The sequence below is a fragment of the Pseudoalteromonas sp. OANN1 genome (assembly GCF_024124685.1).
Taxonomy (GTDB): domain Bacteria; phylum Pseudomonadota; class Gammaproteobacteria; order Enterobacterales; family Alteromonadaceae; genus Pseudoalteromonas; species Pseudoalteromonas piscicida.
On the sequence record NZ_JAMXSE010000001.1, the window covers coordinates 373,794 to 390,597 of the forward strand.

Consider the following 16,804-nt stretch of genomic DNA (forward strand, 5'->3'; position numbering starts at 1 on the left):
GCACATATAAAATAGTGTGATTTTATGCAAGCTTTTATTTTATCTTTCCTGTACAATGCGCGCCTCTTTAAAATAGTTGAGGCGCATTAATGTCAGAACCAGTTACGTTTGAATCTTTAGACCTTTCTCCTGCAATCTTAAAAGCAGTCGAAGAGCTGGGATATAAAACACCTTCTGAGATCCAAGCTCAATGTATACCGTTATTGCTAGAAAGAAAAGACGTACTGGGACTAGCGCAGACGGGTACAGGTAAAACGGCAGCATTTGCACTGCCATTGTTAAACCAAGTAGACGCATCCGTTAAACAACCGCAAATTCTTGTGCTTACGCCAACGCGTGAGCTAGCTATTCAAGTTGCTGAAGCATTTCAGCAATATGCTAAATATACTAAAGGCGTTGAAGTACTAGCGCTTTATGGTGGTCAAAGCTACGGCATTCAGCTAAGTGCTCTACGCCGTGGTGCCCAAATTATTGTGGCAACACCAGGTCGTTTGATTGACCACATCAACCGCAAGACGATTGACCTTTCTGGTCTAAACGCACTTGTACTTGATGAAGCAGATGAAATGCTACGCATGGGCTTTATCGATGATGTTGAAAGCATCATGGAGAAAACACCGGAAGAGAAGCAAACTTGTTTGTTCTCTGCGACTATGCCTAAGCAGATCCAATCAATCTGTAATAAGTATTTAGACAACGCTGAACAAGTTAAGATCACACCGCGTAACTCTACAGTATCTACGATCGAGCAAGTTTACTGGCGTGCAACTGCACACAAAAACAAAGCGATCGTACGTTTCTTAGAAGCGGAAGATTACGACGGTGCTATCGTGTTCGTACGTACACGTAATGACACTGTTCAGCTTGCAGAGCTACTAGAGCGTGAAGGCTTCTCAGCTGCACCGCTCAACGGCGACATGAACCAGCAGGCGCGTGAGCGCACAGTAGACCGTCTAAAGAGCGGCTTACTAGATATCGTTATCGCAACTGACGTTGCGGCACGTGGTCTTGACGTAGAGCGTCTAAGCCTGGTTGTTAACTACGATATCCCACAAGACTGTGAAGCTTATGTTCACCGTATCGGTCGTACCGGCCGTGCTGGTCGTCAAGGTAAAGCAATCTTGTTCGTGAAGAACAACGAGCGTTATTTACTTAAAAACATCATGCGCCATACGCGCTCTGATATTGCACAGGTTGAATTACCAAGTGCGAAAGTCGTTGAAGAAAAGCGTATTGGTGCATTAGAGACTAAGATCTCTACAGCGCTTGAGCACAAAGACATTGAGTTCTTCTCAAAAGTGGCATCAGGCCTTGCACAAAAGCTAGAGCTGAGCCAAGAAGACTTAGCAGCAGCGCTATTGTGTCTTGCACAGCAGCAAACGCCGCTGAAAGTTGAAGATATTCAAATTCAACAACGTGAGCGTAGAGAACGTGACGACCGTCGTGGCGAGCGTCGCGAAAGAGATGGTAGCCGTGGTGAACGTGGCGAGCGTGGTGAACGCAAATCTCGTAGCCGTGATCGTGCATCAGGTCCAATGGATACTTACCGCATCGAAGTGGGTCGTGATCATGGTGTTCAGGTTAAGAACATCGTTGGTGCTATCGCAAACGAAGCGGATATCTCAAGCAAGTTCATCGGTGAAATCCGTCTGTTCAATGAACACAGCACGGTTCAATTGCCGCAGAATATGCCAAGTGATGTACTTAGCCACTTCAAGAGCGTTCACATCTGTCAACGCCCTATGAACATGACTAAGAGCACTCACCCTGCTGACCAAGGTCAAGGCAGAGGCGAAGAGCAAAGAGACCGTAAGCGTAGCTTTAAAGACCCACGTAGTGGCGGTGGCGATAAACGCCGTCCTGAAGGTCAAAGAAGAGAAAAGCGCGAAAGAAAAGAAATTAGCTTTTCTTAATCGACGCTCTTAAGAAAAAACCGCTCAATTGAGCGGTTTTTTTATCTTAGCTAGTGTCAGTTATGCTTTAATGTTATTGCCAATCTCTTGGTTCAAACTGATAGTAGTCTTTTAACAAATTATATAGCTCTGGGTTTTCCTGTTTGAGTTCATGGGGCTTTTCAATAAAGGTTTCTGTGACCACGGCGAAAAACTCCGCTTCGTTTGTTGCGCCGTATGAATGAATAGCATGAGGCATATTGTAAGACAGCTGCATTTTTAAGTGCTTGTAGGCCTTTGATAGCACCCTCCCCCAGTCTTGGTAACTCATTCCTACAGGTAACGCAGGCGTTCCATTCGTCGCACCAGTTTGTTGGTCAAGTTGATGGGCGAACTCATGAAATACTAAGTTGTGACCATCCTCAGGCAATCGATTTCCCTCAAGTACATCGTGCCAACTCAGTACTAAAGTACCTCCAGGCCAAGACTCTCCTTGACGAACGGTTTGGTGAAAACTAACCAAACCAGCACCATCTCTAGCAGTTTGTGGCGCGTAATAGCTACTGGGATACAGTAATATTTCTTTGACGTTGGGATAGAGTGGCCAAGCTTGCTTAAGAACCAGTAAACAGGCATCTGCAGCAATAATTAAGGTCATCGGTCGTGACACCGTTAACCCATCTCTACCCAATACCCGCTTCTCGCCAAGAAACCAGACAATATGTTTTTCTAACTGTGTGCGGTCAGCATCTGTCATCTTACGATAGATAGGCATGTATTTTAGCAATACTTGCTTATCTGACGCGCTAAGTGTTTGATCTCGGTATTTCCTTTGCCACTGCAGTCTTTGAATTTTTTCCCAGTTCCAATACAGAGAAACAAATAGAATAAGGCCGACAATAAGCAATATTTCTATCATGGCTTTTGGCCTTTATAAAATAACCTAAACTAGGAATAATAACTTGTTCTCTAGCAGTTGTTATTCCTGACTACTGCGTTAAATTTGTTTGCAATAGGCTAGCTATTGACGCTCAAATTTGCCTTGTATTACGAAAGAACATCTGGCTAGAGTTGAATAATGTTAGAAAGCGTATTTTATATCAGTTCCCTAACTTCCTATTCCGAGTTCAGGTTGAATAATCTATCAAATATTAATTGGTACTGACTCCCACTTTTTCAAGCAAACTTTGGTACTATGGCGAAAAAATGCAAATGAACTGCTATGTCTTTACCCATTGAATCTTTACAGCCTCAGTTTACTCAAACACTAAACGAACAAAATGCGATTGTGGTATGTGCCACAACAGGCTCAGGCAAATCGACCCAACTTCCGCTTTGGGCCTCACAACATGGCAGAGTATTAGTCATTGAGCCTCGGCGTATTGCTTGTACCTCTTTAGCTGAATATGTTGCGGCTCAAAGTGGCTCACCGCTTGGTGAAAAGGTGGGCTTTGCTATTCGGTTTGAGGGGAAGTTTTCACCAGACACTCAGGTAGTTTATGTGACGCCTGGTGTAGCACTAAGATGGTTTTTTGAGAGCAAACTTGCAGAATTCAGCGCCGTTATGTTGGATGAGTTTCATGAAAGACGCTGGGACATGGACTTATTATTAGCGCTCTTAAGGCAGGCTCAATCACACAAACTAATTGTTACCTCGGCGACGTTAAACAGCCAAAAATTAGCCTCTTATTTAGACGCCCCGATCTTAGAGTCAGAAGGGTTCATTTACCCCGTTGAAGAGTGTTTTCACGCCTCTGATCCAAGAACTATGCCCCAGAAAGAGCAACTCGATACTCGCGTTTTTGCAGCTTGCCAATACGCATTGGAACATTGCCAAGGCGATATTTTAGTCTTTTTACCTGGCAAGGCCGAGATCCAAGCAAGCTTAGCTAAAGTAAAAACGCTGCCAGCGACTATCGTTGGTTTATATAGTGGCTGCAGTCCAGAAGCTCAGCGCATTGTATTAACCGCACAAAGTACACGTCGAATTATTCTCGCAACCAATGTTGCCGAAACCTCGCTCACTATTCCCAATGTCACTTGCGTGATTGACTCAGGGCTTGAGCGTCGTACTCATTTACGCCTTGGAAAAACCGTATTAGGCTTAGATGCGATTGCAAGAGATTCGGCAAAGCAACGTCTAGGACGTGCAGGACGCACGCAACCGGGACTATGTATCCGGTTATATGGCCAGTATGCGCCTTTGATAGACAGCACCCCGCCTGAGATCCAAAGAGAATCATTGGCAGAACTCGTGCTTGCGGCGGGCTGTGCAACAACAGGCGTCTCGTCTATTGATTTTATCGACCCACTCCCAGAAAGCTCACTAAATAAAGCTAAACAACAGCTAATTACATTAGAAGCCATTGATGAACAAAATATAGCAACTCCGTTTGGCAAGCTGCTGTACCCGCTGCCCGTCGATTTTGAGTTTGGTTATGTGATCCATAAACTGACCTCAAACACGCTACGCCAAGCGGCTATTGACCTAATTTCGCTACTGTCTGTACCAGCACGAGTCTACCAGCTACCGAATGATGTGGAGCGCTTAACAAGATTAAATAACCGATTTACTCGAGGCTCAGATATAGAAATCGCTATCGCGGTGGTGAGAGGACAAACTGAAGAATTAATTGATATTACGCCTGAGGCGCTCACAGAAGCACAGCAATTTAGCACGCAATTGCGTGAAGCATTTGCACTACCTCCTTTGGATAAAGCAGCCAGTTTTGATCATGACAAACTGGTCATTGAGTTAGCTAAGCTAATGCCACATTGGGTTTATATCAATAAGCAAAACCGTCGTAATGGTTTTAATAATGGCTTAGCTGAAGTCATACCTTCAAACCATACTCGCGTACCGGAACAGGCAGAAGCATTACTGGTATTAGATACTTTTTCACTCGCAAGTAAAGGTATCAAGCAAGCCAAGACACTCGCGATGTGTAATGCGCTACTAACGAAAAAGCAATTACTTGAAATGGGCCTCGGCAGCCAAACATTACGCTCAGCCTATATTGATAATGATGAGCTTTGGGGTGAGTTTATTACACATTACAGTGACGAGGTTTTAGGCCAACAAACTAAGCGCCTTGATAACCCCAAGGATGTTGTTTATGCCTTAGTATTTCTTATCCAAAATAATACGCTGTTTTCAGGTTTGGCCAAGCAAGTAGAAGCCAGTATTGAGCAGACTGCATTATTCTATCAATTCTACGAATGCAGTGAACTTGTGCCCACACTCGACTCGTTTTTAAGTGAGAAGCTAACGGCGCTTGGTATAGAAAGCTATGACGATGTAGAGCTAATCAGCGAACAAGACTTGCTATTCAATGAAGTTGAAACGTGGAAGTTAACACCATTTGTTGAAAAGTTCCCGCTAACCTGGTCAATTCCAGAGCTGACTATGGAAGTAAGCTATAACTTTAAAGGGAAAAGAATCGAAATTACTTATATCAGCGGTACAAGGAAAGAGGCACCAAAGAGGTGGGAACTGCCAGCCTGGAGTGGCTTCAAAATACGCTACCGTAAAGCGAGTAAAGTGGTCGATGTAAGTTAGAAAAGCCGTGTATTGATTCTAATGAAAATGAAAAGCGCCTAGAGTTACACTAGGCGCTTTGTTTTGTTCTCAGTACTAACCTGATGCTCTAGTTCTAGAGCATCTCAAGTTAGAACGTGTAAGAAGCACTTAAAGACAAAGTACGTCCGTAGATGTCAAAGAATTCACCATCATCATATGTATCAGGAGTTCTTGGAGGCTTAACGTCAAACAAGTTCTTAACACGAGCCGTTACTGTGAAATCTTCAGTAATATCAACACCAGCACGCACTTCAACTCGAGTATACGAAGACACATCGTTATAATTATTTGTTTCTGGCGTCCAGTCATTACGATCATTTACAGTAGCAGAGCGGTAGTTAACTGTTGCACCTACGAAATAAGTATCAGCCTGATATTTAATGTTTAGTCGCCCCTTCACGCGAGGTGTATCAACTTCACCTGTGTAAATACGATAGTCTTCTAAACGACCAGTTGTATTTTCATCAGATAAAATATTATAAGTCGCTGTAAGTCCAGTAACGATCTCACCACCTAATGCATCAAAGCGATATTGAGATTCAAAATCAATACCTTTTCTGTTGATTACTGCAGCATTCAGTGTTCTTTGATAGAACTCTGTGATTTCGTGAGTATTTGGGTCACGAATAACGTTAGGGCAGAACGGATTATCAAGTGATTCTGATTCATAGCAAAGTTCAATTACTTCTTCGTCGAAAGTTGCTAACGCACCAGAGATCTCAAACTCCCAATAATCTAAGGTGATATCAAAACCTTCAAGCTGGCTCGGTGAATAAGCAAAACCAACCGTTAAATCTTGAGACACTTCGTTTTCTAAATCTGGGTTACCATCAATGTAACCTCTCAGTGAACCACCAGTTCTCCACTCTTGCGAAGGCTGGAAGTCTACTGGTACGCCATCAGCTGCACAGTTTTTCTTAATGTTATTGATATAACGAGATGTTGAGCTGCTAATTGACTCTGCGGTACATACGTCAAACCTTGTACCATAAGTTGTTGACTTATTTGTAAACAACTGACCTAAGTCTGGAGCACGTACAGATTTAGAGCGTGTAGCACGGAATGATAATTCATCATTCACAGTGTAGTTTAAACCTAATTTCCAAGCATTATCACTACCAGTTACAGAATAATCCATGTAACGATACGCTGTTTCGAAAGTCAGGTCCTGGATGTAATCCATATCTGTAATTAGTGGGATAGAGAATTCTACCGATGCTTCAGTCACAGAAATGTCTGCTTTAAAAGGCTGACTTGAATTGTTAAAGATCGTACCCGCTTGCATATTTTCACTAGGAGTCGCTTCAGATTCGTTCTTTCTACGCTCTAAAGAGATTGCAGTTGAAAGTGGACCTGCTGGTAACTCGTATACAACACCATCAACAGTCACACCTGCAGAGTACATTTCAGCGCTACGTACGTTTGACGCTTCAGTAAGAATGTAGCTTGCTTGTTCTGCAGTCAGATCCTGAATGTTCATTACATTCAATGGAGTACAACCAGCTAAAGCACCAACAACATTGCCATCTGCATCTCTGTCCGCACAAACAACATTGCCGTCAAGAAGCACAGCGTCAACAGCGTTAGTTAGGTTTTGAGTATAAACTTCACCTTTCCAAACTGATTCGTTTTCGTTTTTACCATATTGAACATAGGCATTGTAAGCCCAATCATCAGTAATTAAACCGTCAACACCAATACTGAAGTTCAATGACTCACGGTCTTGCGTAAACTCACGGTTACCTAGCTTATCTGACATTTGGTAAAGTGTTACACTTGAAACAGGGCTAACTTCACCATCTGCATTCTCATAGTTATCAAGCAAGTCTTTCATATCTTGCTTCATATAAGCATTGTCACGACGAATAGTATGTCTGTGGAATGATGGTGTTGACTCAGTTGCTGACTCTGACTTACCGTAGAAAACACCAGCAGTTAGTCTATGCTCATCAGCAAAGCGGTACTCGAAGTTTGTACCAAAAGTGATGCGCTCCAACGGCGTATTAAAGAATTCACGATAACCGTGACGAATACCATCACCAGGGTTTTCATCTGTCTCGACGTAGTTTAATACTGGGTTTGCTGGATCAAAGTCAGGTAAACGTCCTTCGCCATAGTCAAAGCTTCTAATGTTGCCATTTGAATCGAATGTGTAGTTACGGTTATCAATCGTATCAGCATTAAATGGGCCTAGTAAGAAGTTACCTTGACTTGCATATAGTGCATAACCTTCACGACGTTCGTGAGAAAGCATACGTGGAATGAAGTCTGTATCTGTCTTATTTGCTGGATTTCTAAATGTTTCTACAGGCGTTCTGAAGAAATCACGATCCATCTTAGCTAGCGATTTTGCGTCGTTGTATTCTAGTGTAGAGATAAAGCTGAAATCGCTTCCCTCGTAGCCACCAGTAATTGAGATACTATCACGCTCACCACCAGATTGTTGTGGACGACGCGTATCTAATTGAACTTTAACACCATCGAAAGAATTCTTAGTAACGATGTTAACAACACCTGCAACAGCATCTGCACCATATACAGCAGATGCACCACCAGTTGTTACTTCAATTCTGTCGATCATTGACGCTGGAATGTTATTTAAATCAACGGCATTATTTGTCGGACCTGAGCCAACAAAACGACGGCCATCAACCAAAACTAGTGTACGGCTAGACCCTAGGTTACGAAGGTTATAAGTGTTCAAACCACTCGCATAAATAGTATTTGTTGTTGTTTCTGGAGAGTTACCAACTTCACCAGCAGGTAAGTCGCGTAAAAGGTCATTTACGTTTGTAATACCTTGAGCAACTAATTGCTCGCCTGTAATTACTGTCACAGGTGTTGGAGATGTTAAGCCTTGACGCTTGATTTTTGAACCTGTTACTTGAATGCGCTCTACACCTGCTTCTGAATTTTCTTCAGCTAGCGCAGATGAACTTGCTACTGCAGCGGTAGCAGCTGCACCGAAAGCGATTGCTAAACGAACAGCTTTGCTTACTTTATTATTCAACATGATTGATCCCTGATTTTATTTTTATGTATAAAAAAACCTATTTAAAAACAACACCTTAAACACACTTAGATATCATTTTCAGAGTTGGTTAAGTTATCGTATCGATGGTTATACTACTTTTAGTACCAACATAGGGTCAACAATCATTTCATAAAATAAACCCAAAAAGGCATAATTTTAACATTAAATCCCACTTTTCCCTTTTGTTTTCATGGTGTTATAAATATAAAAATAAGTTCACTTTTTTTATCACTTTTGTAATTCATCGCAAAAAAGCACACTTCACGCAACAATAAAAGCACAAACACTACATTTACACACGGTAATGAATAACATTCGATAAACATAGAAAATTCATATCTACAATAAAATAAACACGCATCAAAGAATTTGTTATAAATTGGGTGGGGTTACTACAAGAAGAGGCAAGCTCGAGTGGGAAATTAAAAAATCGACCTCAACAGAGGCCGATTTGGGTCAAAATTGCTAAATTTCGGTTAGAACTTCTGAGTTATACCTAAGAAGAACTGACGTCCGAATAGCTTGAAGTTACTTTCGTCAGTGTTCGCGTTGAACGCTGTTTCGATATAAGGAGGTAGTTCGTCTGTTAGGTTGCGAATACCTGCTTGCACCGTTGTGTTTGTATCAAATGAGTATTGTGCCGTTAAATCGTGGTACACGTACGAATCAACTTTAGCAACTAAACCTGCTAATGAATCATAGTTATCACGCTTAATGTAAGTTAGATCACCGTACTCAAGACCAGACTGGTAGTTTGCAGCCCACACAACACGTAGGTTGTCTAGGTCATAACGTAAATTGAATAAGATTTTGTCTTCAAAGTAAGATGTATCATCTTCAAACCTACCAACTAAATCTTCAACAATAAATGTACCCGTTTCACCATCAAAGTTTTCTTCGCCACGCTCTAGGAAGTGAGTCCATGATACGCTAGCTACAAATGCACCGAAGTCTGTGTCAAATGAATAGTTCACATCAAGGTCGATACCACGAGCAGTCATGCTTTGTAAGTTTGTTGTACGACTGTCTACACGGTCAACTGAGCCATCAAAGCCACGTGAGATTTTTGCACACATATCTTCGATAAGACCGGCATAACAACCCTGCAGAATATCATCAGTTGCTAGAGAACCAATTTTACCGTCAATGTTGATATCCCAATAATCAATAGTAATACCTAAGTTTTCAACAAAGTCAGGAGCCCAAACAAAACCGATAGTGAATGTTTCACCTTCTTCAGATTGAACACCTGTGTTGCCGCCTAAACGTGTACGAACTTGCGCATCAGCACTGTTGTGGCCGCCAGCTGGAGCACCCATTTCAAGACATTTAGCCTGACCCGCTGCAGATAAACCACCAATGTTTGCCGCAGAACACGGATCTGAAGCGCTTTCAAATGAATCAAGCTCTGGCGAATACAAATCGCTTAGTGTTGGTTCACGATATACTTCGGAATAGTTTGCACGGAACTTTAAGCCATCAAAAATGTTTGACTCAATTTTAGCCATCCAAGAGAAGTTTGAACCCGTTGTGCTAAAGTCGTCATAGCGTGCACCTAGCGTCAAATCTGCGGATTCAACACCTAAATCACGCACTAATGGGATTAAGAACTCTGCTGATGCAGCTGTGTAGTTCTTAGATAGACCTGTTAGTGGCTTGCTGGTGTTACCAGTCACTGAATCAAAGAACTTACCGGAATCATTTACTTGTTCAAACTCAGTGGTGTAATACTCAAGGCCAAATGCACTTGAAACATACCCTGCTGGAACTTCAAATAGCTCACCAAACACGTCTACACGAACTTGGTGGAATGAATCATTGTAGTGATCGCCTAGTGGTGCAGTAATGTAATCAAGCATCTCTTGAGTCACAGTACCAGGGCCACCAAATACATTTAACGATACACAATCAGAAATAGGTGCGTCAGGCGTACCACATACCACATTGCCAGCGTCATCTTTGAATGATGGACCTAAAGCTTTTGCTAGGTGTGGGCCGTAAAGCTGACCAAAGTCAGTATCTTGAAGGCTATTTGCACCATAGTTGTAGTAAGCATCGAACTGCCAGTTGTCGTTAATTGCGCCCTTTAGACCTGCAACTTGTTGGAAACGTACATAATCTTGTTCAAAGTAACGACCACCTTCAAGCATACGACGACGAGAGCGATAAACATCTTCACCGAATGGGTTGTAGTAGTTATCAGCTGATACACCGTTAGCCGTCGAACCATTTGAAAGAGTAACTACATAGCCTGGATCATAGGCTGTGTCGAAAGGTACAGCCGCAAGTTCCTGTTTTGAAGTACGCTTATTGATGCGTGTTTCTGTATATACAACAAGGTCATCGTTTAATTCAAATGAAGTATCAACAAAGAAGTTAATCACTTCAAAAGGTGTTTGCATTAAGTTTACTGGGTTGTAGTTGTAAGTATCGTTTACTTCACCACCGCCGACAAATGGACGCATGTCACTTAGAGAAGGCTTACCGTCGCCACCACTTGGGCATTTATCGTTAGTAAAGTTACCTTTACCTTCAACGTAGAAATTACCACAAGGAGTAGAACCCGAACCTAAAATGAATACGTTCGCATTGTCACCATCTGGGATTAAACCGTTCTCGTAAAAACTCTTAGCACCTTCTTCTGAAAGCACCTGCCAAGGATACTGGAAGAAGTTAACGTCTTTCACATCACCCTGATAGATTGGATCCTGCTTGGTATAATCGAAACCTACTGTGATATGGCCTGCATCGAACTCTTTACCACCAACTAGTTGGAAGCTTTGCTCTTTACCACCACTAAACATGTCATACCAAGACGTTGTTGCTTTAACTTCAACACCAGTAAGTTCTTTTTTGGTGATGATGTTTACAACACCAGCCATTGCTGAAGAACCATATGCAACCGAAGCACCATCTTTTAGAATTTCGATACGGTCGATCATTGCAGCAGGAATATTCTGGAAGTCTGAGCTTACAGGCTTACGACCGTTGATAAGTACTAGCGTACGCTCTGAACCTAGACCACGTAGTTCTACGAATACACCACCACTACCGCCGTTGTTACGCGTTGTTGTTGCTGGCGATCCAGACATAACTGGGTTTGATTGAACAAATTCACCAACGTTGCTGATACCCATATCGCCTAGCGCTTCGCCGCCGATAACTGTGATTGGAGCAGTAGATTCAAGGTCAGTGCGTTTTAAGCGAGAACCTGTAACTTCAATGCGCTCAACGCTTTTCGCGCCTTCTTCTTCAGCAACTGCATTGGTTGCAAACACGGCAGCGCTAGCGCCACCAAACGCGATCGCTAAGCGAACCGCCTTAGTTAACTTATTGTTTAGCATGTGAATCACCCTGGATTGTTTTATTGTAAACAGCTTGTATTAATTATTATTTTGTTGCCTTGTTAATTTCTAAAATAGCAACATTAGGGGCAAGATATTAAACAAACTCCAGACCAATGATCAAGGTTAATTATACTGTTTTTTGCAATTACCAATTTAAGGCACAACAAAAACAAACCACAACAAGCTGAATTAAAAGAATAAAATATACTTTCAATTGAAATCAAAATCGAAAAATCCTCAAAAACGAAACAATAGAGCAATAAACGAGCAAAGGAGGGAGTTTTAGTTAACAAAAAGGGAACTTTATTTTAGTGTATTTAACTGACTAATTAATTTTAAGAGTGGAGGACGCAGAAAGTTTGATAGCACGATCTCAATTAAAGCAAATCGAAACTTTGCTGCCCATCTGAGCGAATTGATAGCTTAGAAGCATTGGGAAGCATCTGATATATAGGCAGAATTTGCTTTTCAACGTATTGATAATAATCAATATCTACGAGCTTGCCTTGCTGCGCAAACTTGGGTCCATCGGTACTTAAATAGTACGGTATTTGTGCCCCCTTTTTGGCGGTTTGCAACAATCCATCTTCAATAGCCTGTTTCGCCGCTTTTACTTGGGGAGGGATATTTTTTGTATATAGTTCAACAGACTTACCAAGCTTCTTTTTATAAACGAGTTTTTCGTCTACTTTTCCAGCGAAAATCTCATTTATGTATTGGTGGGTGATCTCAACGGTGTCGAGCCCATCAAACAGCGCGCGAATAATTGCTTGTTGATATTCCTTTGCAATTTCCGTCCAATCACTACGCACGGTCTCCATTCCTTTAAAAACCAGCTTTTGCTTACCAAGCTCGGTGATCTGCCCAACATATCGCTTTTTAGAGCCGACTTCTTGGCCACGAATGGTGGGCATAAAGAAAGGGCTATAATGTGTTTCAAACTCTATTTCTAAATGGCTGTGAAGGCCAAAGCTGTCCATCAGCAGTGCGCGCCAGCGCTCGTTGATTTCCATCATCAACTGCTTGCCGATTGTTTGGCACGCTTCGCTACTCAAAGGCTCAGGTAAACAGACGAAAGTTGAGTCGGTATCGCCGTAGATCACTTCATATCCAAGCTGTTCAATCCAGGTTCGCGTTTGCTGCATAATCTGATGACCGCGCATCGTTATCGAGCTCGCAAGACGAGGGTCGTAAAACCGACACCCCTTAGACCCAAGTACGCCGTACAAACTGTTCATGATGATTTTTATCGCCTGCGAGAGCATCATGTCTTTGTCTAATTTAGCTTGTTCACGTGCGCTGGAAAGCGCTGCGACTAAACCCGGTAAATGATGTTCCGTGCGACTAAATTTACCTTTATTAAAGCCATCTATGGCATGTTCAGGATGCTGTAATCCTTCTATTAACCCCATCGGATCAATACAAAAAGTGCGAATAATTGAGGGGTAGAGGCTTTTGAAATCGAGTACCAAAATATTTTGGTAGAGGCCCGGCTTTGAGTCCATGACATAACCGCCGGGACTGTCAAAGTTAATGCCATGCTCAGATAAATTTGGTGCAATGTAACCACTACGGTGCAGTAACGGTAAATACAAGTTAGTAAACGCAGCGACTGAGCCGCCCATTTTCTCGAGTTCCAGTCCCGTCAACTGAGTTCGAGCGAGAGCAAAGTCAAGCAAGTTAAGTTTACTAAAAATGTCGAGCACCAATTGACAATCTTGTAAGTTGTAAGCTGCGAGCGCCGGTTTATCATGATGAAACTGCCTGATGATTTCCTCAAGCCTGTCATCCTGTGCGATAAGCTTGGAAGTACCCAAAATCTTCTCAGCTACAAAGCTCAGTTTAAATGTTTCAAAATGATAGGTCGCATTTTTCATCATATCGATGCCATCTAGCATCACTCTCCCCGGAATAAATACCCGGGTATAGTTACCTTTGAAGGTCGACATCGCTCCGCCATCTCGTCCTATCGCAAGTGCAACGCCGTTAGCCTGTGCGCGTTCCACAAGTATTGCGGCATCGAACTCAATCACGTTCCACCCAATTAACACATCTGGGTCTAAACGATTCACTTGTGTTACTAGCTCTTCTAATAACGCAATTTCATCTTCAACCCAAACGACATTGACGGCAGCATGCTGTGCCTCACCTATCATAATCACCAGCTTTTCCGTATCGGTCACTAAGCCCACCGAAAACAAGACCCCCTCGCCGTTACATTCTATATCGATAGAGAGCATTTCAAGGTGTGGCCTATAATCATCACAAGCTTTAAATTGCGCCTGAGTAATTTCGATGTAGCCTGACTTTTGCATGGCTTTACCTTTGACCCAAGCGGCTCCGCGAATAAAGCGCTCCATTAAATAGCGGTCGGAATGGCGAATATCTTCTTCATATAATGCGACTTTATTTTCAAGTAGCTGTTTTGCCTCATAGAAGTGATTCAAAGTACGAAATTTCACAACACCAACAGGGGCTTGATCGAAGTGCTTTAGTTGACTTGGCAAGATGCTAAACTGCAACTGAGCGCGACTTAGCAGCAGCTCTACTTCCGTTTTTTTATCTTGTTTAATGAAAAAAAGTGGCTGCTCATCCTCTACCCACACCTTGAGTAACTGATGTTGCGATTTGAGCCAATAACACAAGCGCAGTTGGCCATTTACCTGCATCTGCTGTCTCGATAAAACAAAGCCCTGATATATCGCTTGTGCCAACTCCAATACCACCCTAAAATAGACGAATCACTGTAATTATATCCACCTGTTTATTGAACATAAAGTCACAAACAGAATAAAACCTACCCATTAACGCAGTGATTAACTAAAAATCGAGACTCAAGTGGTAGGCTTGCTTCATATCAGAACTCTAGGCTAAATAGATTATGCTCTCAGACAAACTAAAAAAAACCATCCGCCAAGCACATCAAAATGTCGCCTCCGCTTTAGATGGCTTTCGTCCTCGTCCGAGTCAAAATTATCTGGTCGCCGAAATTGCAAAAACACTTTCAGGTGATTATCACCGCACTCAACGTATTTGCGTGATTGAAGCAGGAACAGGCACCGGAAAATCTTTAGCCTATCTACTCGGCGCGCTTCCTGTTGCACTCTCAAGTAAAAAGAAACTCGTCATTTCAACTGCAACCGTCGCTTTACAAGAACAGCTGATCAACAAAGAGTTGCCATTTTTAAAAGAACATTCAGGCATAGACTTTAAATTTGACCTCGTAAAAGGCCGTCAACGCTACATCTGTGTACAAAAACTGATGGCTGCTGTCAGTGATGATGAGATGCAAATGTCGATGATGCCGACAACCAGCAGTCCGCTTTCTCAAATGGAGCAAAAGTGCTTGAGAGAGTTAGCACTTGCATACCAGGAAAAGCGCTGGCAAGGTGACAGAGATAGCTGGGAAGACACAATTCCAGATAAAGTTTGGAATGTTATCGCTTGTGATAAACACGCCTGCCAACGGCAATTAAAATCTCATCACTTATGCCCTTTTCATTTGGCTCGACAAAAGATTGCACAAATGGATGTGCTAGTGATTAATCACGCTTTGTTACTGGCCGACTTAGAACTAGGTGGCGGAACGATATTACCGGAACCAGAAGAAACATTTTACGTAATTGATGAAGCGCACCACCTGCCTCATATTACCAGAGATTTTTCTTCTGCTGCGGCGACGATTAAAGGCACTATCGAGTGGCTTGAAAAGCTACTTAAGTTTAGCGGAAAGATGGCAAACACTGTGGTTTCGCAAAAAGCCATTGGGCAGAATTTCAAACTGAATGATGCAGCCAATGACGCTGCGAAATATCTCAGAGCGGTAAGGGATATACTCGATCAGAGCGACTTTACCTATAACGATGACGATACCTACCGCTTTAGTCATGGCGAAGTACCTGAAGCCCTCACCGTAAAAGCAAAAGATATCGCAGATGCCACGCAAGATGCACTGCGTTGCCTTACCAAGATGCATGATGCACTATCGGGCGATGTTTCAGACGGCGATGTGCAAGCTTTTTTAGCCGACCCGTTATTGGTTGAAAGCGGTCAATATATCAATCGGCTTGAGCAACTCAACAAACTCTGGTTTAGCTATGCGCGAAAAGGCGACAGCGTGCCACATGCGAGGTGGATAAAACGCTTAGAATACAAACACCATCACGACCATTTACTTTGCGATTGCCCGATCGAAGTCGGCTATTATTTGAAAGATAACCTCTGGCGAGAGTGTGCAGGCGCGGTGCTCTGCTCCGCAACCCTCAGCGCTTTAGGCACATTCGATCATTTCGCCCACGAAAGCGGGTTGGCAAAAGAGCCTGGTGTTAAATATATCAAGGCTGATTCTCCGTTTGATTATCCCAATCAAGCAACATTGCATTTGCCAAAAACCCAAACAGATCCAACGGATAAAGCCTTTAGCGATTATTTAGCGGATGCCCTGCCAACCTACTTAGACACCAGTAAGGCCAACCTTGTACTGTTTGCTTCTTATTGGCAAATGAACCATGTGGTAGAAAAATTAAGAGGTAAAAATCTCAATATTTTGGTGCAGGGTGAGCTTTCCCGTGACGCCCTACTCACTCGTCACAAAGCAAATATCGACTTAGGTCGCGGCAGTATCTTATTTGGTACACAAAGCTTATCCGAGGGGCTAGATTTACCCGGAAAATACTTAGAAAACCTCGTGGTGACTAAGATCCCTTTTGCCGTGCCAACGTCCCCTATTGAAGAAGCCCAAGCGGAATTCGTGCAAAGTAAAGGGGGGAATCCATTTTTATCTATCACTGTACCCGATGCTGCAAAGAAATTAGTGCAAAGCTGTGGTAGACTGCTGCGTAAAGAATCAGACTCCGGCCGTATCACCATCTTAGATAGACGTTTAGTTACAAAACGTTATGGCAAAGCCATGCTTGATACTCTGCCACCATACAAAAGGCAAATTGATTAA

Annotated in this window: 7 protein-coding genes; 3 read left to right on the forward strand and 4 right to left on the reverse strand. The window is 42.7% G+C overall.

Annotated features, from left to right (window positions below):
* Positions 1-89: 89 nt before the first annotated feature.
* Positions 90-1,913, forward strand: a complete 1,824-nt coding sequence (locus tag NH462_RS01790; RefSeq protein WP_019647600.1) for a DEAD/DEAH box helicase — start codon at positions 90-92, stop codon at positions 1,911-1,913.
* A gap of 73 nt (positions 1,914-1,986) precedes the next feature.
* On the opposite strand, the gene NH462_RS01795 is transcribed toward NH462_RS01790, so the two are convergent.
* A complete protein-coding gene (locus tag NH462_RS01795) occupies positions 1,987-2,811 on the reverse strand; it encodes a M90 family metallopeptidase (RefSeq protein WP_010378876.1) in 825 nt (274 codons plus the stop codon).
* Between the two features lie 303 nt (positions 2,812-3,114).
* On the opposite strand from NH462_RS01795, the gene NH462_RS01800 reads away from it, so the two are divergent.
* Entirely contained in the window at positions 3,115-5,451 is a 2,337-nt protein-coding gene (locus NH462_RS01800) for a helicase-related protein (RefSeq protein WP_010378874.1), read from the forward strand.
* A 109-nt stretch (positions 5,452-5,560) separates the two neighbouring features.
* Here the strand turns inward: NH462_RS01800 and NH462_RS01805 are convergent, their stop codons facing one another.
* The 3 genes from NH462_RS01805 to NH462_RS01815 all read right to left on the reverse strand — a co-directional run bounded on the left by NH462_RS01805 (position 5,561) and on the right by NH462_RS01815 (position 14,567).
* The gene (locus NH462_RS01805) at positions 5,561-8,485 is read right to left on the reverse strand and encodes a TonB-dependent receptor (protein ID WP_253103447.1); all 2,925 of its coding nucleotides are present in this window, start codon (positions 8,483-8,485) and stop codon (positions 5,561-5,563) included.
* 497 nt (positions 8,486-8,982) lie between these two features.
* Positions 8,983-11,850: a TonB-dependent receptor gene (locus NH462_RS01810; protein ID WP_010378868.1), complete on the reverse strand. Its 2,868-nt coding sequence runs from the start codon at positions 11,848-11,850 to the stop codon at positions 8,983-8,985.
* A 380-nt stretch (positions 11,851-12,230) separates the two neighbouring features.
* Positions 12,231-14,567, reverse strand: a complete 2,337-nt coding sequence (locus tag NH462_RS01815) for a DNA polymerase II (RefSeq protein WP_253103448.1) — start codon at positions 14,565-14,567, stop codon at positions 12,231-12,233.
* A 167-nt stretch (positions 14,568-14,734) separates the two neighbouring features.
* On the opposite strand from NH462_RS01815, the gene dinG reads away from it, so the two are divergent.
* Entirely contained in the window at positions 14,735-16,804 is a 2,070-nt protein-coding gene (gene dinG / locus NH462_RS01820; protein ID WP_099029414.1) for an ATP-dependent DNA helicase DinG, read from the forward strand.